The 22962-nt window shown below is 64.1% G+C and carries 22 protein-coding genes; 11 read left to right on the top strand and 11 right to left on the bottom strand.

Translation table 11 applies throughout. The annotated features are described in order from the left end of the window. Nucleotides 1-140: 140 nt before the first annotated feature. The gene (locus PBT88_RS21260; RefSeq protein ID WP_407696484.1) at nt 141-533 is read left to right on the top strand and encodes a FitA-like ribbon-helix-helix domain-containing protein; all 393 of its coding nucleotides are present in this window, start codon (nt 141-143) and stop codon (nt 531-533) included. 69 nt (nt 534-602) lie between these two features. On the opposite strand, the gene PBT88_RS20635 is transcribed toward PBT88_RS21260, so the two are convergent. Together PBT88_RS20635 and PBT88_RS20630 are read right to left on the bottom strand one after the other, a co-directional pair. Beyond that, complete coding sequence (locus tag PBT88_RS20635) at nt 603-848, bottom strand: hypothetical protein (RefSeq protein WP_270077151.1); 246 nt, start codon at nt 846-848, stop codon at nt 603-605. Beyond that, nucleotides 838-1317, bottom strand: a complete 480-nt coding sequence (locus PBT88_RS20630; protein WP_270077150.1) for a helix-turn-helix transcriptional regulator — start codon at nt 1315-1317, stop codon at nt 838-840. Before PBT88_RS20630 ends, PBT88_RS20635 begins: the two co-directional genes overlap by 11 nt. Nucleotides 1318-1376: 59 nt before the next feature. On the opposite strand from PBT88_RS20630, the gene PBT88_RS20625 reads away from it, so the two are divergent. The 4 genes from PBT88_RS20625 (at nt 1377) to PBT88_RS20610 (ending at nt 5389) form a co-directional block, all read left to right on the top strand. After that, entirely contained in the window at nt 1377-1613 is a 237-nt protein-coding gene (locus tag PBT88_RS20625; RefSeq protein ID WP_270077149.1) for a helix-turn-helix domain-containing protein, read from the top strand. A gap of 206 nt (nt 1614-1819) precedes the next feature. Next, nucleotides 1820-3448 (top strand): tyrosine-type recombinase/integrase, encoded by a 1629-nt coding sequence (locus tag PBT88_RS20620; protein ID WP_270077148.1) that lies wholly within the window; start codon nt 1820-1822, stop codon nt 3446-3448. After that, nucleotides 3445-4347: a tyrosine-type recombinase/integrase gene (locus PBT88_RS20615; protein ID WP_270077147.1), complete on the top strand. Its 903-nt coding sequence runs from the start codon at nt 3445-3447 to the stop codon at nt 4345-4347. The genes PBT88_RS20620 and PBT88_RS20615 overlap by 4 nt, the downstream gene beginning before the upstream one ends. Next, nucleotides 4340-5389: a tyrosine-type recombinase/integrase gene (locus PBT88_RS20610; protein ID WP_270077146.1), complete on the top strand. Its 1050-nt coding sequence runs from the start codon at nt 4340-4342 to the stop codon at nt 5387-5389. Before PBT88_RS20615 ends, PBT88_RS20610 begins: the two co-directional genes overlap by 8 nt. 449 nt (nt 5390-5838) lie before the next feature. On the opposite strand, the gene PBT88_RS20605 is transcribed toward PBT88_RS20610, so the two are convergent. From PBT88_RS20605 to hemC, 8 genes are all read right to left on the bottom strand, one after another. Further along, the gene (locus tag PBT88_RS20605) at nt 5839-6726 is read right to left on the bottom strand and encodes a ComEC/Rec2 family competence protein (RefSeq protein WP_270077145.1); all 888 of its coding nucleotides are present in this window, start codon (nt 6724-6726) and stop codon (nt 5839-5841) included. Next, nucleotides 6726-7958 carry a patatin-like phospholipase family protein gene (locus tag PBT88_RS20600; RefSeq protein WP_270077144.1) on the bottom strand — a complete coding sequence of 411 codons (1233 nt, stop codon included), beginning with the start codon at nt 7956-7958 and terminating at the stop codon, nt 6726-6728. The genes PBT88_RS20605 and PBT88_RS20600 overlap by 1 nt, the downstream gene beginning before the upstream one ends. Beyond that, nucleotides 7948-10176 carry a Mov34/MPN/PAD-1 family protein gene (locus PBT88_RS20595; RefSeq protein WP_270077143.1) on the bottom strand — a complete coding sequence of 743 codons (2229 nt, stop codon included), beginning with the start codon at nt 10174-10176 and terminating at the stop codon, nt 7948-7950. Before PBT88_RS20595 ends, PBT88_RS20600 begins: the two co-directional genes overlap by 11 nt. A 5-nt stretch (nt 10177-10181) precedes the next feature. Beyond that, nucleotides 10182-11417 (bottom strand): ComEC/Rec2 family competence protein, encoded by a 1236-nt coding sequence (locus tag PBT88_RS20590; RefSeq protein ID WP_270077142.1) that lies wholly within the window; start codon nt 11415-11417, stop codon nt 10182-10184. A 211-nt stretch (nt 11418-11628) separates the two neighbouring features. Continuing rightward, nucleotides 11629-12519, bottom strand: coding sequence for a glycosyltransferase (locus tag PBT88_RS20585; protein WP_270077141.1), 891 nt, complete (start codon nt 12517-12519; stop codon nt 11629-11631). Between the two features lie 78 nt (nt 12520-12597). After that, nucleotides 12598-13539, bottom strand: a complete 942-nt coding sequence (locus PBT88_RS20580) for a hypothetical protein (RefSeq protein ID WP_270077140.1) — start codon at nt 13537-13539, stop codon at nt 12598-12600. Nucleotides 13540-13553: 14 nt separating this feature from the next. Beyond that, the gene (locus PBT88_RS20575) at nt 13554-14225 is read right to left on the bottom strand and encodes a uroporphyrinogen-III synthase (protein ID WP_270077139.1); all 672 of its coding nucleotides are present in this window, start codon (nt 14223-14225) and stop codon (nt 13554-13556) included. After that, on the bottom strand, nt 14222-15157 hold the full coding sequence (hemC, locus tag PBT88_RS20570) for a hydroxymethylbilane synthase (protein ID WP_270077138.1): 936 nt from the start codon (nt 15155-15157) through the stop codon (nt 14222-14224). Before hemC ends, PBT88_RS20575 begins: the two co-directional genes overlap by 4 nt. A gap of 46 nt (nt 15158-15203) precedes the next feature. Here hemC and tsaD point away from each other — a divergent pair, with 46 nt between their 5' ends. Together tsaD and PBT88_RS20560 are read left to right on the top strand one after the other, a co-directional pair. Then, entirely contained in the window at nt 15204-16250 is a 1047-nt protein-coding gene (gene tsaD, locus PBT88_RS20565) for a tRNA (adenosine(37)-N6)-threonylcarbamoyltransferase complex transferase subunit TsaD (protein WP_270077137.1), read from the top strand. Next, on the top strand, nt 16247-17254 hold the full coding sequence (locus PBT88_RS20560) for an NAD(P)H-dependent glycerol-3-phosphate dehydrogenase (RefSeq protein WP_270077136.1): 1008 nt from the start codon (nt 16247-16249) through the stop codon (nt 17252-17254). The genes tsaD and PBT88_RS20560 overlap by 4 nt, the downstream gene beginning before the upstream one ends. Nucleotides 17255-17278: 24 nt before the next feature. On the opposite strand, the gene PBT88_RS20555 is transcribed toward PBT88_RS20560, so the two are convergent. Beyond that, on the bottom strand, nt 17279-17461 hold the full coding sequence (locus tag PBT88_RS20555; RefSeq protein WP_270077135.1) for a DUF1674 domain-containing protein: 183 nt from the start codon (nt 17459-17461) through the stop codon (nt 17279-17281). Between PBT88_RS20555 and PBT88_RS20550 the strand changes: the two genes are divergently transcribed. The 4 genes from PBT88_RS20550 to purH are packed head-to-tail and all read left to right on the top strand — an operon-like array spanning nt 17460 to nt 22847. After that, nucleotides 17460-18773, top strand: a complete 1314-nt coding sequence (locus tag PBT88_RS20550; protein WP_270077134.1) for an RsmB/NOP family class I SAM-dependent RNA methyltransferase — start codon at nt 17460-17462, stop codon at nt 18771-18773. The two genes, PBT88_RS20555 and PBT88_RS20550, sit on opposite strands and share 2 nt — an antisense overlap. 54 nt (nt 18774-18827) lie before the next feature. Beyond that, complete coding sequence (gene rpe, locus PBT88_RS20545) at nt 18828-19490, top strand: ribulose-phosphate 3-epimerase (protein ID WP_270077133.1); 663 nt, start codon at nt 18828-18830, stop codon at nt 19488-19490. Between the two features lies 1 nt (nt 19491). Beyond that, nucleotides 19492-21243: a heparinase II/III family protein gene (locus PBT88_RS20540; protein ID WP_270077132.1), complete on the top strand. Its 1752-nt coding sequence runs from the start codon at nt 19492-19494 to the stop codon at nt 21241-21243. 14 nt (nt 21244-21257) lie between these two features. Continuing rightward, complete coding sequence (gene purH, locus PBT88_RS20535) at nt 21258-22847, top strand: bifunctional phosphoribosylaminoimidazolecarboxamide formyltransferase/IMP cyclohydrolase (protein ID WP_270077131.1); 1590 nt, start codon at nt 21258-21260, stop codon at nt 22845-22847. The last annotated feature ends 115 nt before the right edge of the window (nt 22848-22962 follow it).

Here is a 22962-nt window from a genome sequence, read left to right as displayed (position 1 = left end):
AAGGCGCCGCCGCCTTTGGGCAGAGCCTTGGACATGCGCGACAGCCACCCGGCCGAGAAGCTCTCGACCGGTGCACACATCAGAGGGGATACGACGCCCCAAGGACGAGCTTTCACCGTCCTCACCGCGATGAATCGCAGATGACGGACGGATGGGCAATCCCAATCACCCGATCTTACCGGGTGAAGTGCAGCGATGTCGTTTCCTTTGCCTCCCAAACCGACGGAAGATACAGTGCACGGCGTGCTGCTGCGGCGCCGAAACCGCTCACGGGAGATCGCGACGCCATGCCGACAATGACGATCCGAGACGTGCCCGACGATCTTCTGCGTAGCTTGAAGGACCTTGCGACAGCCCACGGTAGGAGCGTCCAAGCCGAAGTGCGGATCATTCTGGCTGCGGCGGTCCAGGCTGGGTGTTTAGGCGACGCTCTTTGGAGGCTCGGTCGCGAGATTGGTCTCACGGAAACGGAGATCATGGAGATTGAAAGCAGCCGTCAGCGTAAGCCGGCTGACCCACTTAATTTTGACTAACGCTTGTCAAAGCCGTTACTGCGTAATGATACACCAAAAACGCGGAGTTTCGTCACTGCAGCGGGAGAACTACGATCTTGGCTTAAGAGCCTCGACATAAAACAAGGCCGCTGCCGCAACTGTCGGAAACATGACGCACGCTTGTAGGATTGGTGCCAATACCGAAAGGAGCAGCAAGGCATACGCGCTGCCGATCAAAGTATAGATGATGCGCCAATTGGGGCGCCTGACGACCCCCTGCTTCAGCAACTCAATGCCTAAAGCCAATCCCGATTCAAATTCTGCCGAAGGTTTTTCTCTCCTCCTATCGTCCATCAGAAGTTCCTCCATGCGACAAAATTCGGAATGCTTCTTCTACCCGCAGTTTGGCGGCAATCTCAGCCTCTTCGGGTTCCTTCGCTACAAGATCCGCGAAGTATTGGAGCGCTGCCTCGGGCAGCTTAAGACCGAAGTTGTTTGCAAGTTTGCGAATGTCATCATGAATCCGCTGGCGCCTATCGGGGCTCTCCAGCGGTATTTTTCGCAGTGGCACGGATCCGGGGCCACACAGGATCCATTCTGGATCGACGTCGAACACCTCCCTTACAGCAGCCAATAGCCAAACCGGGGGAGCGTTGGTTCCGTTTTCCCAGGCGAGGATCTGACGACGTGAGTAGCCGATGCGGGTCGCAAACTGCTGCTGAGTAAGGCCAGCGTACTCCCTGGCCGATCGCAAACGGCTCGCCATACCCGCCGCGTCTGGAGCTTTCGCGGGCTTTCCTGTTGCGGGATCGATAAACGCCATTTAACACCTCATACGACTCGTCGCGCAAACGATCTTAGTCTCAAATTGTGGACCGCAATATGATCGATGAGAAGCGCCATAATCGCATCAAGGCAGCCCTTCAGTTGAGGGGAAGCAGTCTCAGTGCTGTGGCTCGCGACCTAAAAGTGGCGCCCGCAACGGTTTCTACCGTGAGTCGTGGTTTCCGACGATCTCGCCGGATCGAGGCCAAGATCGCCTCGGAACTTGGCTGCAAAGCCGAGGATCTTTGGCCTGAGCGCTACAGGCAGGTTGCGGAGGAGACTACGATGAGTTGACGTCTCGCAGGCCTTTACAGGAAGGGCCATTCTTCATTGCACGAAAGAGAAAAGGCCCAGCTTTGCAGAGCTGAGCCTCTTCGAGATTGGCGTATCACCGATGCCATCCTCCTCGTGTGCCGGCGCCATGTCAAGCGGAACGCTTCCGGTGTCGTCGTTGCACGCCCGTCTTTCGTGCCCCCACTCGACGGCGGGAGCCGAAACATATGCTTAAATTAGAATCCGAACTCGCAGTGACCGACGTGAGCCTTAACGAGCGCGATATGCCTGAGCTCAAGAGGTTTCCCTGCTTTGGTGAAGTGTATCGCATAGTGATGGGATATATCCCAAAAGAAGGGGCTCAACGCGGACTCGAACAGCAAGTTCTGATCGATGAATTTATTAAAACAACAAATAGCACCGGTTCCCTGCTGAGCTATAGGGCTACCATAAAACATCTTTTGAGATATCTACACGCCAGAAATATCAAACTTGATAGGCTGAGCCCGAAAATATTAGAGACGTTCAAGGGTCATGCTTGTACGGCTGAATGTTTGCCGTCTCGGACGTTTTCTAATCGTCAAACTCCCGCTCTGTTCAGATTCTGGCTCTTCTTACAATACCAGTCCGTGGTGCCGGCCACGGGTTGGGATGCGGAGGATCCGAAAATCTGCTTTAGCTTTCTTCACAATCTCATCAAGGAGGGCGTGCATTCGACCGTAGCTGACGTACAAGCAAAAAACGCTCTTCACTTTCTTCTTTGGTCAAGGTTGAAGGGAGTTCCCCGGCCGCGCATTGGCGAGTTCGCTGAAGCATTTATCAGGCACGAATGCTCTTGCGGGCTTCAGACTAAATCGGGTCGGCTAGACGGTAAAGCTAAAGGACGCCGCCAAATTGCCGTCGATCGCTTTTTGAGATTTATTTCTGGCGAAAATCCCGTCTTCCGAGACGGCATATTTTTCCAAAGAAGGAAACGATGTCAGCCCTTCCCATCTGTTTTACGGTATCGCGAGTACCTTACCAGGCAAAGGGGCCTGAGACCCCACACGATCCAACATTATACGCTCGATATAATGAGTTGGTTGCCGAAGCTCGGCGAAGATGCGTCCACCTATACGGCCGGCGCGATACGCGATATGGCCATGGTCGAATTCGCGAAGCGCGGAACATCAATGCAGAGCCGGCTCATTCGCTCTGCCAGAAGCTATCTGCTTTTCCGGGCATCTGAGGGCCATTGCAGCCATTCTCTAGCCCAGGCCTTGGTTTCCCGCCCCACCTACCGCCTCTCCAGGGTGCCTCGTCGTTTGGACGTCGATGCCGTTCAAAGAGTTATCGACAGTTGCGACGTATCCACACGCAGAGGCCTTCGGGATCGTGCCGTGCTCCTGCTCCTGGCGGAGCTTGGCTTAAGGGCGGCGGAGGTCTGGAGATTAAAGCTTCAAGATTTGGACTGGGCCGAAGCCAAGCTTAGGATCGAGGGAAAGGGGGGCCGTGGAGCCGTCGTCCCGCTCACGCAGCGATCGGGAGACGCGGTGCTCGACTACATAGAAAAAGCGCGACCCTGCACACCATCTGACGCGCTTTTCGTCCGATTATCTCGCCCGCATACACCCTTCGCCAAGTCGGCTGAAATAGCCAGCATAGCCCGGATGAGGTTATCTCAGTGCGGCTATCGAGGTGGTTCACATATCTTTCGCCATACCCTGGCAACCGAGCTGCTAAGAGATGGGCGGTCGCTTGAGGACGTCGCCACGGTGTTACGCCATCGCTCGGTCGCAACAACGACGATCTACGCCAAAGTTAACGAACCAATGCTCAAGCGCTTGGCGGAACCGTGGATGGGAGATCGGTCATGAGCCCTGCTGTCGAGCGCTACCTGCAGTACCGGAGGCTTCTCGGGTATAAAGATACTGATCTTTGGCGTGACCTGACGGCCTTCGCAAAATTTGCAAATTGCCGGGGGGCCTCGCATCTACGAAACGTGGATGTACTTGCTTGGATCGATGGCAAGTCTGTGAGGTCCACTCAATACGAAATCGCTTCATCGCTTCGTCGTCTGGGGCTTTTTTTGCACGCCGAGGACAATGATCATGAGGTTCTCGATGAGGAATACGTCCGGTCCTGCCAGAGGCCGAAGCGATCAATTCCATATATCTACACATATGGAGAGATAAAGGCGGTCTTAGGGGCTTTGAGATCGTATCCCCTAGATCACGCGTATGATGCTGCCACATACGAACATCTGATTGGCCTTATCGCCGTCACGGGTCTCCGCCTTAACGAAGCTCGAACCGTCTCGACTAGCGACTTTTCCGGAACGGAGATCCTGATAAGGCGAGGAAAATTCGGCAAGGATAGGATCATTTACCTGCATGAAAGCACTGGGAATGCGCTCAGGCAATACCTGCATGACCGGCCGCTTCATCTGCCCAGGGAGCATCTATTTGTAATACATACGGGCAGAATGCCATCGCTGTCCTCCATTCAAACCAAATTCCGAAAATGTGTGGACGATCTTCATCTGCCTAATCGGAAGGGTGGAGGGCGTCCAAGAATTCACGATCTCAGGCATACATTTGCAACTCGATCTCTCGCCGCGTGTGGATCTGATCGGGAAGTGATATCTAACCACATATTGGCGCTTTCCACCTATTTGGGTCACGTCAGTATCACTAGTACCTATTGGTATTTGGAAATCTCAACTGAAACAAAAGAAGAGATGGCACTCGCGATCGAGGAGCTGCTCAGTGCTTAACGAGACTCAGCATGCCCTCGCTCCAGTCCTTTCCGGATTCCTGAACGAGCATATCATTCGGGATCGTGGCCTGAGCCAACTGACTCGATCAAGCTACGCGCATACGTTCATCCTGCTAATCCGCTTCATCCACCAGAAAACAGGAAAGCCGATCGATCGACTCCAGCTGGAAGACATTAGTTCTGAAATTGTTATGCGGTTTTTGGATGACCTTGAACAGGCGAGAAATAATTCTCGGCGAACGCGGAACCTACGACTGGCCGCTATACGGTCTTTTTTTCGATACGTGCAGATGAGAATTCCTGCGGCATTGGAGCTGGCCGCGAGCGTACGAGCGCTGGCCGCAAAAAAAGCGGCGAATCCGGTGATCGATTGGCTGTCCATCGACGAGGCTAGGGCTATAATTCAGTTGCCAAGTATGAAGCGGAGGGATGGTATCCGGGACCGGGCGATGCTCAGTGTAGCGTATATATGCGCGCTGCGCGTATCCGAGGTTCTCGCGCTGTCACTCAGTGATCTAGACCTCGGGTCTAAACCAACCCTGCATGTGATCGGAAAGGGACGGCGTGCTAGGATCCTGCCGTTGGCGCCAGACACGGTCCAATTGCTGCGGGCCTGGTTATCAGCGAGGCCAGATGTCCCTTACGATCACATTTTCCTCAATCGGCATGGCTTTCCCTTAAGCCGCGACGGTTTCGCCGCCCGTCTGGCGAGATATGTCGAGCTAGCAGCGGGGACGGTGCCAAGCCTCGCTCAAAAAAGGGTGACGCCGCATGTGCTGCGGCACAGTTGTGCCATGCACATGCTCAAAGCGACGCGTGACATCAGGAAAGTCGCTCTATGGTTGGGCCACGCGTCTATCCAGTCGACAGAGATCTATCTCCATGCAGATCCCGAGGAGAAGTTGGAGATTCTCACATCCCACGGGGGGCTAGGTATCAAACCCGGAAAGTTCGCTTCTCGTGCGTCAAGCGTGATGAGTATGCTTGAAGCTGCTCGCAAACCATCCGACGGCCTACAGGCGGTCGTGAAACTCCGCTAATCATTTTGGTGTTTTGCTATCGGCCAGACGCGAAGCAATCGCCTTGGCGGCGATCTCTGAAAACATGGCCAAGGCGGCAGAGGCAGCCTGCCTCAGGAGCACCAGAGTGCCGCTGGCGCTCCCGCTTATTCTAGCCTAACCTGTAAAAAAAAGCAGAGACTTTGGCGACGAGCCTGCGGTTTAGAATGTGGAAACTGGTCCGTCCAACCTCAAGTGACGAGCCGAGGTGAGCCGACTTTCATTCAGGGACAGGTAGTCGGCAGCTCCGCGCCCAATATCGGCCGTTCATTTCGGTCAGCGCTCGTCTTGAAAGCAGACGCTTCGGCCATCGACGCCGAGGTAAAATGCCTTGCATTTTTTCAAGCGAAATGAGCCAGGCGGCCGTTTGTCGGCCGGAGAACTTGAGCTTAGCGTTTCGGCCGATGACGGACGCTGGGGTGGGAGTCCAGCTATCGGGTGGGCAATCCAGCAAGCAACCCATACAGTGACGAGAACTCTTCCATTCGATCCCCCCGAACTGAATATCTGCCATCAGTGGCGACATCGATCGCGATGGTCCCATCCCGACGTGTAGTCATGACTTTGCGGACAGGCTCAATACCAAACAGTCCAGCGGGCTTTGTGTAGTCGGGAATGCCGGTCGCTCGGCTGGCATACCAGTCGCGAGTTTCTTGAGTGCTGTATTGCTTACGGCCGTCCGAAAAGATGACGAGTTCGGGGCGGCAGATGTCGAATACCTCGCTGCAGCAGCCATTTTCCCGCCCATGGTGTGACGCGACGTAAACGTTGACGGTCGACAGCTTCGCGCGAAAATCATGGTTTTTGAGGAGCTGACGCCAGCCGGCGCGCTCGACATCACCACCAAAAAGGATCGTGAACCCGCCAAAACGTATGAAGGCCGCGAGACTTAGATTGTTTGTGTCGGTGAAGTCGGCGCCATATCTGTTCCAGAACACATGCCAAGCGACGCCGCCAAGATCATGGGACCAGTCGCCCAAGAAACCAGGGCCGAACCGTTCGAGGATATTAGCGGCTGCGGTGACGCCACTCCTCATACCACACTCGGCTTTCATCGCGCGCAGGGCGTGCGCATCGACAGTAGGGTTGCCGACGACCGCTCCGACAACGCAATCCCGCCAAAGGTATGGCAGATCCTCACAATGATCCTCGTCCAGGTTCATGAGCATGAGCGTGTCGATGCGCTGACCGTTATACGTGACGGACGGATACCAGGGGCGGTCGCTGCACAGTCCGCAGTCGAGCATCAGACGATGTCCCGCGGGACCAGTGATAACCGCGCAGCCGCCATGGTCGACATCGTGGATTTCGATATGCATCACGCCTGTCCCTCGGAAGATGGGGCGGTGGGTGGCTTCCGACTTACGTCGAGAGAGATCTCTGGCCACTGTTCCGCCAGAAGCGCGACGACGAGTTGCTCGCCTCGAAGCGAAAGGCGATCGATCCATTCGACCTGCATAGCGGAGAAGTTGGTGGGATACCCGACCACGCTGTCTCGGGAAACCAGGTCGACGGGGGGCACGAGCAACCTTTCATCCAGCTGCCCCAAATAAGGCAGGAGGAATCCCTTGATCCGTTCGCCCTCCGACAGATCGAACAGCCGCTTCATCGATTGGTTCTGAGCCCGGGCGAATATGCACTCGAAGGCGGCCTTCAGCCGGGGAATCATCCATGACGCCGGATCACTGACATCAAGCGCATCGCCGGCACGGCAGGCGATGATCCGGTCGTGAACGCCCACGTCGAGGCTAATCCCGGGGTCTCTGTCGGGCCAGAGCACGGAAAGACCCAGGTTGTCGTATACGCCGCCGTCAGTCAGCGTGACGCGCTGCTCCTTCCTTTGGCCTTTTTTCTCGAACGTCATCCGACGGTCGATTGCAGGCAGGGCGAGCGGATAGGCTGCCGAGGCGGATACCGCATCGGCCAGCTCGACGCCTTCGGACGAAGCCGAACCGTAGCGCCAGCAGTGGATCCGTTCGGCGGTGAAGTAGATGGCGGCCTTGGCCCTCAACTCGCAGGCGACAATGACAAGCCGGGGCCGGTCCTTGCGAAGTTCGGTGAGCTTGAGTTGACCCAGTAGCCGACTGAAGGTGCGCCGCAGGATGGTTGTTCGGCTCGCGCTCCGTATGAGAGGCGAGATACGCAACCAATTCCATCCGCGGACACGCGCCCTCAGTGGAAAAAGCAGGAGTCTCACAAGCAGGGCGAGGGTGCGTTCCAGAAGCAGAAGGACGAAGACCGCGATCGCCTTGATGCCCTCAAGGGTGGTAAGAGCCGTGACGATCGACGGCTTCAGGAAACCGGTTCGCAGCAGCTCCCGGGCGCGCCGCTCGAACGCATCGAAATCACCGGGATGGCTGCAGTACAGGCTCGCGATCACGCTTCCCCCGGACACCGCCGAGATCGTCGAGATCTGGTCGAGCAGGCCAATTCTGTGAAGGGCTCGGAGACACCCGAGGTGGAAGGCCATCGCCCGCGAGCCACCGCCCGAGAGCGCGAGCGCGATCCTGCCCAGATCGTCTGATTTTGCCGGGACCCCCTCAATTGGCATCGTGCGGTATCACTCCCTCCAGCCGGCCTCGTTCGTCCCATCCGGCTCTGAGCCATGTGTCGGTCGCGCCGCAGATCATCATGACGAACGGGGCGCCGACCGGATCGAGATGGGATCTCAGATGTTCGAAGACTTTCTCGTCGTCCGCACTTGGTCTTGCGGCGGCTCCATCGGGATGGCTGTGCCATTCGCCGACATACTGGAGACGCCCAGCCGTTGCGGTTCCCAGGACCTGGACCAGGGGTTCGAGATCCTTCGCGCCGCGGATGAAATACGTTGGCGCCTGCCGACTGTCCGAGGGGGCAGGAATCACGCCGAGAACGTGAACGACGCCCCTGACGAAGTCGAAGGTGCCGACGAGCACGCCACCGGTCTCGTTCGGGGCCGCCTTCTCTCGATGGTCACGCATTGCATCCACGACGCTCTGGGTCACGGTAGCGCGGATTGGACCATCGCCGAAGCGGTGGACCGTATCCACGGGAAGGATCACTGGAAGCAGGCCTCCCGAGGACGGATCCAACCTCCAAACTCGCATCGCGGGATCGGGCAGATCGACGAGATCGATGAGTTGCCCTCCCGCCAGGCCGCTCAGCATCTGGACGCGCCAAGGGGGAAGAGGACGGGAGAGGTCCTGGCACGCGTTGGCGTAGCGGATCCGGTCGGCCCTGGCTGCCGCGAGATGGCCGTCCAGAAACGGATCAGACGCCACGTTGAAGAAGTACTGGGCCTCCAGCTCGTCGAGCCGATGGCGCCGATCCCCGTCCTCGGCGAGCAGGACGAGATCCGATCCGTCAGGGCTGAAGAAGAAACTCGCGGCTCGCCGGATCGTCTGGTCCGACAGATGTCCCACGACCGCTGGCGACGCGCTGAAGTCGACCACTACGTCCGCTTCGGCATAGGCTGCGGAGATCCCATCGGCCTGATCGCCGGGATCGAGAACGTCGGCGACGATCGCGGACACGCTGTCCTCGGCCAGGATGCGGTTTGCGTCTCGACAGAGCACCTTAGCCTTCGGAAATCCCACTGAGAGATCGATCTGAGTCTGACGCACCGTGTTGTGCGGCAGGACGGAGTCGTCGTCTATGACGGTCCACTGGCCTATGCCGGCCCTCACGGTGTTCGACACGACGTTGGAGCCGATCGCGCCGGCACCGATCGCGACGAGCTTCGCATCCTCGGTGCGGAGCGTAGCAGCGTAGATTCTTGCAGTCCGTCTGTTCAGACGCTGGACCACCCGCCAGCCTGGGAGCGGAATCTCCGAAAGGTCCGGTTTCGATCCGGACTGTAGAAGCACCTTAGCCGTCAGCCTCGATGCTCCGACCATCTGAGTGAAGGTGGCCCCAAGCTTCTCGCCCAACGCGGCTAATGTGTCGCCGACCGTGTAGACCCACACCTCCACGCCTTCGACCGGACCCTCGGCGGTGCGCTGCATCGGGATTGCAAGCATGAGGAGGAGCTGCCGTTCGGTGGCCTTGGATGTCTGTTCGGGAGCTGTCAGCCATTCGGTCAGCTCCGCGACCAGGTCGACCCCGAGCGAATTCAGAAGGTCGTTCAGGTCGCCAAGGCTGTAAGGTCGGTCGGCAAGGCCCCGGTGGACCTGTGGAGGGAGCTCGCGGTGAAAGATGGCGAAGGAGCTCTCCACTGCCTCGGTGGACGCTGTCTCCGACATGATCAGCGTGTAGACGCCCCGATCCTTGATCAGGTGATGGACATGCCAGGGTCCGGCTACGACGCCGGCCGGGATCACGATGGTATGGGAGACGGCCGAGATCAGCGGTTCGAGCGGTTGGTCCTCTCCGTGGAGGCGGCCGCTCGCCATCAGGGAAAACCAGCTGCGTATCCTCTCAATCAGCATCTGCCCCGTGAGAGTGCGGGAGAGATCGTGCCAGTTTTCTTCCCAGATGCAGAGCCCAAGTCCGTCGGCGCCACGATTGAGGTTGGTGTGAACCTCTCCGATCGGGAAATCTTCGCGTAGCGACCGGAAATGAGGCGCCGCATCGTCCTCGCCAGCGAAGATGATCCGAACGGGCTCATGCCCCGCGATGGCCACCTTCCTGTGCTGAGCCAGTTCCGGCTCGACCTCGACGTCAATGATATCCAGTGCGTCATCACGTCTGGCATCGATCAGCTTCGCGTATGGATGGTCGGCCGCTTCAGTGAGGTATCGCACGACGGATCGCGCAAGCCTTGAGCGCATGGTGGCATCTTCGCCAGCCATAGGGATCAACGCCCCGCGCGGGGCGCTGAGTTGCCGATCACCGCCGCGGCACCGCCCGCAACCTTGCGGAGCTTCGACCCGTCGCCACCGATCTCGATCACTAGAGGCTTGGGCTTCGTCTTTGACGGATGCTCCATGGACACTATCCAGCTGCCGCCGAGATCATCGGCGACACCTTTGTAGTAGCTCGCAGCCTGACGATGCGGAGGCTGGATCGTGTCCTCGATCGGTATGATGTCGCTTGTGGAGACGAGCAGCGCGCCAGACTGACCCTGATCCTCGTAGAGCCACTTGAGACGTTCGCCGGGCACCGTCTTCTCGTCGCCCTTTTCGGCGGCGAGGGAGAGGTAGCTGCAGTGATGGGGGATGTTATTGATGTCCCATTCGAGACGCTCGTCATTCTTATGGTAGCGCGTCACGCGGACGATGTCGTCGATAACGTCGTGCTCGACGTCAGCCGAGAGGATGAGCTTGGTCTTCCTGTCGTCCACCTCGAAGGTGGCCTGCATGAACAGCGCTGAGCCGTTCCGGTAGACCACCTCGCCGTCGCAGGTCTCGGCAAACGGCGAGTGCACGAAGAATTCCACACCGTCATGCTGCAGATTGAACTCCGGACAGAGCGTACCTGCGTCGCTTATGAGATTCCGTCTCTTGGCCGGATCGATATCGCGATCGCGCAGGAACTGGTCGAGTTTCTCGGGCCGCCCGAATACACGGATCCCTTCGCCCTCAATAAACCGATGTCGCGCTTCCGCGCGCAACGTCCTGGCCTCGCCCTTCACCCCCTCTTCGAGGATGGCGGTTGCGGGAACCCACATCGTCTTGATCTTGATGCGGTCGCCGCCCTGATATTTCGCCGCGTGCTCGAGGTGAAAGACCTCCTTCGCCCGCTTGGTGTGGTCGGTATCGAGGTGAGTAAAGGCGACCACGTCGATCTCCTTGTCGTCGCCAAGGCAAGAGCGCAGTTCCTTTTCGAGATCGCACCGCAGATCATACTGATCATCGGGGTTGTGCATGTCTGCGAAGTCGAAGAGGGCGCGTCGCCCGTTCTCGAGTTCGATGAGACAGGTGTCGGCGTTGCCGATCGGAAAGAAGCGGACGGTGTGCATGTAGCCTCCCTTTGGCGGCCCCGGATCCGCCGCCATGAACATTGGGAGAACGTGGTTAATCTTCAAGGGGGTGCTGTTCACCGCGTCAAAGCCGCGCGTAAAGCGATCGGGGGGCTGCTTGAGATGGGTCAAATCCCGAAAGCTGTCAGACCGCGAACGGCCAGGTCACGCCAAAACCAGTCGGCTTAACAAGTGTCCAGTTTCGGGGACGACTTAAGGCACGCTGAAAAGCTGAAAGTTAGGTCATCCGGTTATTGCATCAATCACGCCAGCACATTGAGATGGAGCGCATTTAAATAGCAGCTGCGAGAAAGTTATATGGACTAGGTTTTGTGGAATATACCTAAGACAGACGGACATAAGATAGCCGCCTCCAAATAATTCGCTCTTCGGCATAATACATCTTATATTGAACTCCATATAACTCATAATCCTCGGTCAGGCTGTCGGGATCGAACGGCCCGTCGCGGCTTTCGGCGATCGCGGCCAGCACGCCGCGCGCGATCGCGCAGCCGACGCCGGCTGACGGGACGGCCGCGCCCACCGCCTCGCGGACGACCACCTGCTTGCCATGCGCTTCGGAGAATTCGCCGCAATAATGGCCGGAGACCAAGGCGGCAGACAGGCCATAACCCCGCACCAGCACGGCATGGACCGGGATCTGCACCAGCGCGAAGCGCTCGATCAGCACATCGTAGACGACGAGCTCGTCGGCATGGACGATATCCTCGGCGTCATGCAGCACGATCGCCTTCACCGGCACGCCGGATGCCACCTCGTCGTCCAGCATCGCCTGCCATATCCAGTTGAGGCAGCCGGCCTTGGTGGTCGGGCCGGGCCGATCGCCGACGATCAGCCTGATCCGTGGATCGCCCCCGGCCGCGTCTTCCGCCGCCGCGATCGTGTCCGGGTCATTGGGATAGCAGCCGACATAGAGCCGCCAGTCGGCATGGCGCAGCGTCGCGCGCGCGGTGGCGATCGTCGCGCCGATCACCGGCGATTCGTGCCAGGCCGCGATGAAGATGGCGATCCGCCCCGGCTGTGCGGGCGGCGGCAGGGTCGACACGGTGGCGCGGGGATGCTGGCTGTAGATCGCGATGCGGCGCCACAACAGGCGGCCGATCCAGATCAGATCGATGACGAGATCGTCGAGGCCGCCGATCAGGAATCCCACAGCGGCGAAGAGCGCAAGTTCATGCGCGCTCCGCTCCACCAGCAGAACCGGACCCCACATCCCTGCCAAGACAGCCCCCTGTCGAGGATGACAAGGTTAACGCCAAATTGGTTCAGGTCGACTCCGAAATGAATATGGTCAGTCGGTCGCCTTGGTCGGGCTCGGCGCGGAGACGGGGTGAGCCGGCCCGGGCTGGGACGGCCCAGGCTGGGGTGGCATGGCGGAGGCTGGCCGTGGCGCGCCTTCCGATGTCGCCGGATCGAGCAGCGCGGCCGTCTCGATCTGGTCGAGCGCCGCGCGGCTGGCGAGATAGCGTCGCGCCGCGACGATCCAGTTGTTGGCAACGCTGTGATCGCTCAGCCGGACAATCTCGGCAAGCGCGGCATCGACCTGCCCGGCCTCGAGCATCCGCTGCGCGCGGGCGACCCGATCGGCGGGCTGGGTGGAGGGCTCGTCCGCATGGCGTACCACCACCATCCCGGCCAGCCCGCTGCGAAAGGATTGCCACCAGCTCTGCTTCGGCGGGCCCCCGGCCGCGAGCGTCGGCGCGATCGTATCGAGGCCGTTCTGGAGATCGGCGAGCGTCACCGGCAGATGGGCCGCCGACAGGATCGTCGCCACCGCCTGCGACTGGCTATTGCCGAACCGTTCGCGCAGCAGGCTTTCGATATAGCCGAGATTCACGCCGCGATCGAGCGCCCGCCGCGCCGCGAAGGCGACGAGCAGCCCCTCGGCGCGGCTGGCGTCGCCCGTCGCCTCGGTCGCCTGCGCCTGGATGTCGTTGACCTTGCCTTCGAGCGTGTCGAGCCGGTTTGCGACCTGCGCATCGGACGCCGGCGCCGCGGCCGGGATTGCGGGCTTCTGCCTCTGCTGCTGCTCGACGGCGATGCGCTGGGCGACTGCCTGGTCGGCCTTCGCCTGATCGATGGACTCCAGATGGAGCAGCTGCGCCGTCCGCGCATCGTGGGTCACGGCATAGCCCATCGCGACGATCCCGCCGACGAATGCGACCAGCATGGCCAGCAGCACCCACAGCCATGGGCGCGATCGGCTGATGTCGGGATCGTACTCGCTATCCATCCAGTGTCCCTTGGCTAGAGGCCCTGATCGCACAGCTTGGCGGCGACTGCCAGCAGCGAGGCGTCGGTCGGCCTTTCGGCGGTGGCGTGGGCTCGCCAGCCCGTGCCGGCCGCCTCCAGCGTCGCGGCGCTGATCGCGGCGATCGCGATCCCGGCCGGATCGACCAGCCGCGCGAACAGGGCGGCCGCGCGGGGCGAGTGGAGCAGGGCGATCGCGCCCGGCAGCGCCGCGCGGGCGGCTTCGGGCAAGGCGTCGAGCGGATCGGCGGCATAGACGATACGCCGTTCGATCGCGATGCCGGGTCGGGCGGTGGCGCGATGCTCGCGCCCGGCGAGGTGCAGCAACGAGGCGACGCCGTGGCTTGATGCGAGGGCGAGGATGGCGTCCGCGTCACCGTCGCCGACGATGATCCGGCCGAATCCGGCGTATCGGGCGACTTCCGCGGTGGCCGCGCCGACGGCATAGAGTGGCAGGTCGATAAGGGCCGCGATCCCGATGCCGCCATGGCGCAGGGCGTTGGCACTGGTGGCGAGGATCGCCTGGGGGCGCCCGGTCGGAGGCACCCAGTCGAGCGGCCGGATCGTGAACAGCGGCGCGGCGATCGCCGCCAGCCCGATGGCGCGTGCCGCCGCCACGGTGGCGGATGCGCCCGGCTCGGGCCGCAGCACGAGCAGCGGGCGATTCATCGTCCGGTGAAGAGCGCGGCGATCCTGGCAGGCGCCCGCTTCAGCAGATCGTCCGCGAGCGCGCCGGCCTCGTCCGGCGATGCCAGATGCGCCGCGCCGGTGATGCGTTCGGCGCCGTCCTCGCTCAGCAGTTCGGCGCGGAAGGCGATGCCGTCCCCGTCACGAACCGCCAGTGCCGCGACCGGCGAATGGCAATCGGCGCCCAGGGCGGCGAGGAAGGCGCGTTCGGCCGTCACGCAGGCGTGGGTATCGGCATGATCGATCGCGGCCAGCGCCGCCAGCATCGCGGCGTCGTCGGCGCGGGCCTCGATCCCGACCGCGCCTTGGGCCGGGGCCGGCAACATGACGTCGATCGCGATGGCGTGGCCGATATCGGGCCGGTCCAGCCGATCCAGCCCGGCGGCGGCGAGCAGGGTCGCGTCGGCCTCGCCGTCGCGCAGCTTGCGCAGGCGGGTGTCGACATTGCCCCGGAAGGGGATGATCGTGACGTCGGGCCGTAGCTGGCGCAGCTGCGCGGCGCGGCGCGGCGAGGAGGTGCCGATGCGGGCGCCGTGCGGCAGCCCGGCGATCGTCGCGGCGCCGATCAGCCGGTCGCGCACGTCGGCGCGGGGCAGGATCGCGGCGATGCGGATCGCGGCCGGCCGGATCGTCTCGACATCCTTCATCGAATGGACCGCGAAATCGATCGCGCCCTCGAGCAGCGCGCCATCCAGTTCCTTGGTCCACAGCGCCTTGCCGCCGATCTCGGCGAGCGGGCGATCCTGCACCCTGTCGCCCGTGGTCTTCACCGGGACGATGACGATCGCATCCTCCGGCCAGCCATGCGCAGCGCGCAGCGCGGCGGCGACCATATGCGCCTGGACGAGGGCGAGCGGCGATCCGCGGGTGCCGAGACGGAGCGGGAAGGGAGCGGCTGGGGCGGGCATGGTCATGGAAAAGTTGCTCTAGAGGGCACAAGCGGTGCAGGGAAGCGCCGCTATGCCCGCGCCCGCCCCCCTGATCCTCGGAATCGAATCTTCCTGCGACGAAACCGCCGCCGCGCTGGTCGATGGCGATCGCCGGATTCTCGCCCATCGCCTCGCCGGGCAGGAGGCCGCGCACCGCCCGTTCGGCGGCGTCGTTCCCGAGATTGCGGCGCGCGCCCATATCGAGGTGCTCGGCCCGCTGATCGAGGGGGCGCTGGCCGACGCCGGCAAGACGCTCGCCGATGTCGATGCGATCGCGGCGACCGCCGGGCCGGGGCTGATCGGCGGCGTCATGGTGGGGCTGCTGATGGCCAAGGGCATCGCCTTGTCCGCCGGCAAGCCGCTGGTCGCGGTCAACCATCTCGAAGGCCATGCGCTCTCGCCGCGCCTCGCCGATCCGGCATTGCGCTTCCCCTATTTGCTGCTGCTGGTGTCCGGCGGCCATTGCCAGCTGCTCTTCGTGGAGGGGGTGGGGCGCTATCGCCGGCTCGCCACCACCATCGACGATGCCAGCGGCGAGGCCTTCGACAAGACCGCCAAGCTGCTCGGCCTCGGCTTTCCGGGTGGTCCGGCGGTCGAGCGCGCCGCCGCGCTGGGCGATCCGAAGGCGGTGCCGCTGCCGCGCCCGCTGCTCGGATCGGCCGAGCCGCATTTCTCCTTCGCCGGCCTCAAGAGCGCGGTGCTGCGCGCGCGCGATGCCGGCATCCACACGCCCGAGGACATCGCCGCCTCCTTCCAGCAGGCGGTGGTCGATTGCCTGCTCGATCGCACCCGCCGGGGGATCACGCGCGCGCCGGGGGCGACCGCACTGGTCGTCGCCGGTGGCGTCGCCGCCAACCAAGCGGTGCGCGGTGCGCTGGAGGCGCTCGCCATCGAGCATGGCCTGCCTTTCTCCGCGCCGCCTCTGTGGCTGTGTACCGACAATGCGGCGATGATCGGCTGGGCCGGGGTAGAGCGCTTCGCCGCCGGCGCCAGCGATCCGCTCGACACACCGGCGCGCGCGCGCTGGCCGCTCGACCCCGAGGCCGAGAAGGTGCGCGGGGCGGGGGTGAAGGCATGACGACCCTATCACCCGATCGCCCGCTCCATCTGGGGGTGGTCGGCGGCGGCGCATGGGGCACCGCGCTCGCGCAGGTTGCGGCGGCGGGCGGACCCGTGACCTTGTGGGCGCGCTCGGCCGAGGTGGTCGATGCGATCAACCGCGATCATGCCAATCCCGCCTATCTGCCCGGTGTCGCGCTGTCGCCGGCGATCGTCGCGACGACGGACAGCGCCGCGCTGCAATCCTGCGATGCGCTGCTGCTGGTCACGCCCGCGCAGCATATGCGTGACGTCATGGCAGGATTGCCGATGGGCGATCGGCCGCTGATCCTTTGTTCCAAGGGGATCGAGGCGGGAACGCAGCTGCTGATGTCCGAAGTGGCGGCCGAGTGCCGCCCCGACGCGCCGATCGCGGTGCTCTCCGGCCCGACCTTCGCGCATGAGGTGGCGGCCGGCCTGCCGACGGCGGTGACCCTGGCGTGCGAGGATGATGCGCTCGGCGAGCGGCTGGCCAACCGCATCGCGCGGTCGAGCTTCCGGCCCTATCGCAGCGCCGACGTGGTGGGTGCCGAGATCGGTGGCGCGGTGAAGAATGTGCTGGCGATCGCCTGCGGCGTCGTGTCGGGGCATGGCCTCGGGCAGAATGCCGGGGCAGCGCTGATCGCGCGCGGTTTCGCCGAGATGGCGCGATTCGGCGCGGCCAAGGGCGCGACCTCCGCCTCGCTCGCCGGTCTGGCGGGGCTGGGCGATCTGGTGCTCACCTGCTCGTCCACCGCGTCGCGCAATTTCAGTCTCGGTGTCGGCCTCGGCCGGGGCGAGCGGGCGGTCGATCTGCTCGCCCATCGCCGCACCGTGGCGGAAGGCGCCGCCACCGCGCCGGTGCTGGTCGAGACGGCGCGGGCGCTGGGCGTCGAGATGCCGATCGCGGAGGCGGTCTGCGCGCTGCTCTCGGGCGATGTCGCGGTCGGAGCGGCGATCGAGCAATTGCTGACCCGCCCCTTGACGCCGGAACATCGCCTGTGATCGGGCCGGTGATCGAATATCCGATCAGAAATCGATCGCGATGCCCTTCTTCTCCCAGTCGCCGTAGCGCGTGGGTTCGAGCCGATCGCCATCGCCTTCGCGCGGCGGCGGTTCGACCGCCTTCGGCTCGGGAACCGGCGGGCTTGGCGAAAGATGAGCGGGCGGCTTCACATGAGCGGGCCGTTGCCCAGGGATACGTATGGTCATGACGACGACAGATCGGCGCGCGCCTCGCAAAGCACAACCGGGCAAAGCGCAACCGGGTAAAATAGAAGAGCCGCAGGGCACGCCGGCGCGCCGGGCGGCGCTCAAGCTGCTCGATGCGGTACTGCGGCAGGGGCTGCCGCTGGAGGCGGCGCTGGGTGCCGCCAATGGCCTGCCCAATCCGGCCGATCGCGGTCTGGCCCGCGCCATCGCCTCCGAAGTGCTGCGCCGCCTGCCCGATCTCGACGACCTGATCGATTCGGCGACGCCCAAGCCGATGCCCGACGATGCCAAGGCCCGTTTCGCGTTGCGGATCGCGCTGGTGCAGGCGCTGGCGATGGGCACGCCAGCCCATGCCGCGATCGCCACCGCGCTGCCGCTGGTCGATGGTGGGCCGCGCCGGCTGGTCCATGGCGTGTTCGGTACGCTGATGCGCGGCGAGGCGACGCTGCCCGAGCCGCCGAGCCTGCTGCCCGAGGTCGCCGAGCGCTGGAGCCTGGCATGGGGCGATGATGCGATCGAACAGGCGCGGATCAGCTTGGCGGCGCGCCCGGCGCTCGATCTGACGCTCGCCGATCCGTCGGCCACGGCGCACTGGGCCGAGCAGCTCGGCGCGACCAGCCTGATGCCGGGCCATCTCCGGCTCGACAATGCCGACGTGACCGGGTTGCCGGGCTTCGAGGAGGGGGCCTGGTGGGTGCAGGATCTCTCCGCCTCTCTGCCGGCGCGCCTGCTCGGCAAGGGCGCCGGCACCGTCCTCGATCTCTGCGCGGCGCCAGGCGGCAAGACGCTCCAGCTGGCGGCCGCCGGCTGGCAGGTGACGGCGGTGGAGATGGCGGCCAAGCGTCTCGGACGACTTTCCGAGAATCTCGCCCGCATGAACCTCACCGCCGATCTGGTCGAGGCGGACGTGATGCAGTGGACGCCGGCCGCGCCGGCCGATGCGGTGCTGCTCGACGCGCCCTGTTCGGCGACCGGCATCTTCCGCCGCCATCCCGACGTGCTGCATCGGGTGAAGCCGCGTGCCATCGCCGATCTCGCCGCGATCCAGGCGAAGATGCTGGTCCGCGCCGCGCGCTGGGTGAAGCCGGGCGGGCGGCTGGTCTATGCGGTCTGCTCGCTAGAGCCGCAGGAGGGCGAGGCCGTCGCCCGCGCCTTCAGCCTGCCCGGCTTTGCGATCGATCCGGTGAGGGTGGACGAGCTTCCCGCGGGACTCGTACCCACGGAAGAAGGTTTCATCCGGGTGCCGCCCGGTGCTCTGGCGGAGGCCGGCGGCTGCGACGGATTCTTCATCGTACGCTTTCGTCGCGACTGATTCGGCGCGTTTAACGGTTGAAGCGGCACCCCGCTTGGCGCTAGGCGCTAGGACGTGGTTAAACCCGTGCGCATCGCCCCTTCGATCCTCTCGGCCGACTTCGCGCGGCTGGGCGAGGAGGTGCGCGCGATCGATGCGGCGGGCGCCGACTGGATTCACATCGATGTGATGGACGGGCATTTCGTGCCCAACATCACGATCGGCCCGGCGGTGGTGAAGGCCTTGCGCCCCCACACCACCAAGCCGTTCGACGTGCATCTGATGATCCAGCCGATCGATCCCTATCTGGAGGCGTTTGCGCAGGCCGGTGCCGATCATATCACCGTGCATCCCGAGGCCGGCCCGCACATCCATCGCACCGTCCAGACGATCAAGGCGCTGGGCAAGCAGGCGGGCGTGGTGCTGTGCCCCGCCACCAACGAGGATGTGCTCGATTATCTGCTCGACACGATCGACCTCGTGCTGGTGATGTCGGTCAATCCCGGCTTCGGCGGGCAGACCTTCATCCATTCGCAGCTCGACAAGATCCAGCGGATCCGCGCGATGATCGATGCGAGCGGCCGCGATATCGATCTCGAGGTCGATGGCGGCGTCGATGCCGAGACGGCGCGCCTGTGCCTCGAGGCGGGGGCCGATGCGCTCGTCGCCGGCAGCGCCACCTTCAAGGGCGGCCCCGATCGCTATGCCGCCAATATCCGTGCGCTGAGGGGCCTGTAGCATGGCCATGGTCCGCCGGATCGCCGAGGGCCATCCGCCCGAGACGCCCGAGGACGGCATCGAGCCGGGCCGCCGCCTGATCCGCGTCGGCGACGACAAGGGGCAGAGCCTGACCGAGCGCGTCGCCGCCCGCTTCAACCGGCTGACCTGGAACACGCCCTTCCACGCGCTGCGGCTGCGCGGGCGCTTCCCGCTGAAGCTGCTCGGCGTGCCGCGTGATCCGATCGTCGGCGATCGCGAGGCCGGGCTCGACATCATGGATGGCGAGATCGTGCTGGGCCGCGATCGCGCCGACACCGCCACGATCGACTTCGCGGCGCCGGGCCGCCCGGCCGGATTCGCCGATCATCTCCAGAGCTTCGCCTGGCTGCGCGATCTCGCCGCCGCCGGCACCCGGCTCGACAGCGCGCCTTATGCCGAGGCGCTGATGCGGCGCTGGCTCGATCGCCATGCCGCAGCGGTGGACGAGGCCGGCTGGCGGCCCGATCTGTGGGGGCGGCGCATCCTGAACTGGGCCGCGCACGCGCCGCTGATCCTGTCCTCCTCCGATCTCGTCTATCGCTCGACGGTGCTGAACACGCTGGCGCGGGGTGCCCGCCATCTCGACCGCACGGCGGAGCGCGCGCCGATCGGGCTGCCGCGCATTGCCGCCTATGCGGGTTCGATCGCTGCCGGGTTGCTGATCAGCGGTGGCGAGCCGCGCCTCGTGCATGGCGAGCAGGCCATGGCCAAGGCGCTGGCGCAGGGCGTGCATCCCGATGGCGGCATCGTCAGCCGCTCGCCGATCGAACAGGTCGAGCTGATCGAGCTGCTGTCGCAGCTGATCGGCGTCTATGAAGAGCGCCGTCGCGAGCCGCCGGCGGCGATCGCCACCGCGCTGGCCAAGGCGGTGCCCGTGCTGCTCGGCGTGACGATGGGCGATGGCGCATTGTCGAGCTGGCAGGGCGGCGGGCCGTTGACCGCCGAGCGGGTCGCCCGCGCCGTCGCCGCTTCGGGCATCCGCACCCGGCCGCTGCGCCAGTCGCGCGAATGGGGGTTCCAGCGCCTGTCCGGCGGGGCTTCCGTGGTGGTCGCCGATTGCGCGCCGCCGCCCGCATCCCGGCTGGCGCGGGGCGGCTGCGCCTCGACCCTGGCCTTCGAGCTTTCGGACGGCCCGCAGCGGATCATCGTCAATTGTGGCGGCGACAAGCCGTGGGCGGCGTTGCCGTCCGCCATCTCCGAGGCGCTGCGGACCAGCGCCGCCCATTCGACGCTGGTGCTGGCCGACAGCAACTCCACCGCAATCCACATCGATGGCTCGCTCGGCAAGGGCGTGACCCTCGTCGAGCTCGATCGGCAGGAGCAGGAGACGGCGAGCCGCATCGAGGCGACGCATGACGGCTATGTCCGCCGGCTCGGCCTCCAGCATCGCCGCAAGCTGGCTTTGTCCTCGGACGGCAAGGAGCTGGGCGGCGAGGACATTCTGCTGCCCACCGGCGCGCGCAAGGCCGCCGGCGTCGTCACCTTCGCGCTGCGCTTCCACCTCGCACCGGGCGTCGAGGCGACGGCCACCGCGGATGGGCTCGGCGCGCTGCTGCGGATCGATGGCGGGCCGTTGTGGCAGTTCCGCTGCCGGGGTGGCGCGCTCGCGATCGAGGAAAGCATCTGGATCGATGGCGCGGGCCGCCCCGCCGCAACCAGCCAGCTCGTCGTCACCGGCCAGGCGCCGGCCGGCGGCACCAGCATTTCATGGGCGCTCAAGCGCGCCGGTTAATCCAGGAAGCAAGAATGTCGAACGTGAAGATCAGCCGTGCCCTCCTGTCGGTGTCCGACAAGGCGGGGCTGGTGGAATTGGGGCAGGCGCTCGCCCGCCATGGCGTGGAGCTGCTGTCGACCGGCGGCACCGCCAAGGCGCTGCGCGATGCCGGCCTTACCGTGAAGGATGTGTCGGACCATACCGGTTTCCCTGAGATGATGGACGGCCGGGTCAAGACGCTGCACCCGATGGTCCATGGCGGCCTGCTCGCGGTGCGCGACGATGCGGCACACGCGCAGGCGATGAGCGATCATGGCATCGCGCCGATCGATCTGGTGGTGGTGAACCTCTATCCCTTCGCGCAGACCGTGGCCAAGGGCGCGGCGCGCGACGAGATCATCGAGAATATCGATATCGGCGGCCCGTCGATGGTCCGCTCGGCGGCCAAGAACCATCATTATGTCGCGATCGCCACCGATCCGGCCGACTACGCCACGATCATCGAGGAGCTGGACGCCAACGCCGGCGCCACCACGCTCGATCTGCGCCGCACGCTCGCCGCCAAGGCGTTCGCCGCGACGGCGGCTTACGATGCGATGATCTCCAGCTGGTTCGCCTTCGCCGATCAGGGCGAGGCGCTGCCGGCGGCGCTGTCGGTGCCGCTCCGGAAGGGCGCGGCGCTGCGCTATGGCGAGAATCCCCATCAGCAGGCGGCGCTGTACCTGCCGGTCGGCGCCGCGACGCGCGGCATCGCGCAGGCCGAGCAGATCCAGGGCAAGGAGCTCAGCTACAACAACTATAACGACGCCGACGCCGCGCTGGAGCTGGTCGCCGAGTTCCGCAACGGCCCGCCGACCGTCGTGATCGTCAAGCACGCCAATCCCTGCGGCGTCGCCACCGGCGCAACCCTGGTCGAAGCCTATGAGGCGGCGCTGGCGTGCGACAGCGTATCGGCGTTCGGCGGCATCATCGCCGTCAACCGTCCGCTCGACGGCCCGACCGCCGAGGCGATCTCCGGCATCTTCACCGAAGTGGTGTGCGCGCCGGCCGCCGACGATGCGGCCAAGGCGGTATTCGCCAAGAAAAAGAATCTGCGCCTGCTGCTGACCGGCGAGCTGCCCGATCCGGCCCGCCCCGGCCTGATGATGAAGAGCATCGCCGGCGGGATGCTCGTCCAGTCCCGCGACAACGGCCATATCGGCCGGGACGATCTCAAGGTGGTCACCAAGCGCGAGCCGACCGCGCAGGAGCTGGAGGATTGCCTGTTCGCCTGGACGGTGGCCAAGCATGTGAAGTCCAACGCCATCGTCTACGCCAAGGGCGGCTCGACCGCCGGTGTCGGCGCCGGCCAGATGAACCGCCTCGAATCCGCGCGCATCGCCGCGTGGAAGGCCAAGGATGCCGCGGACAAGGCCGGCTGGGCCGAACCCCGCACGATCGGTTCGGCGGTCGCCTCCGACGCCTTCTTCCCGTTCGCCGACGGTCTGCTGGCGGCGGTGGAGGCCGGCGCCACGGCGGTGATCCAGCCGGGCGGTTCGATCCGCGACGCCGACGTGATCGCGGCGGCCGACGAGGCCGGCCTCGCGATGCTCTTCACCGGGATGCGCCACTTCCGCCACTGAGGTCGATAAGACTGCAACAACACCGTTCGTTCTGAGCGTAGTCGAAGAACGTGCCACAGGCGAAACCGTGCTTGGCACGCACTTCGACAGGCTCAGTGCGAACGGCGCGGGGGTG

The sequence above is a fragment of the Sphingomonas abietis genome (assembly GCF_027625475.1).
GTDB lineage: Bacteria > Pseudomonadota > Alphaproteobacteria > Sphingomonadales > Sphingomonadaceae > Solisphingomonas > Solisphingomonas abietis.
Note: the sequence above shows the minus strand (reverse complement) of the source record. Positions and strands in the feature narration are given on the sequence as shown.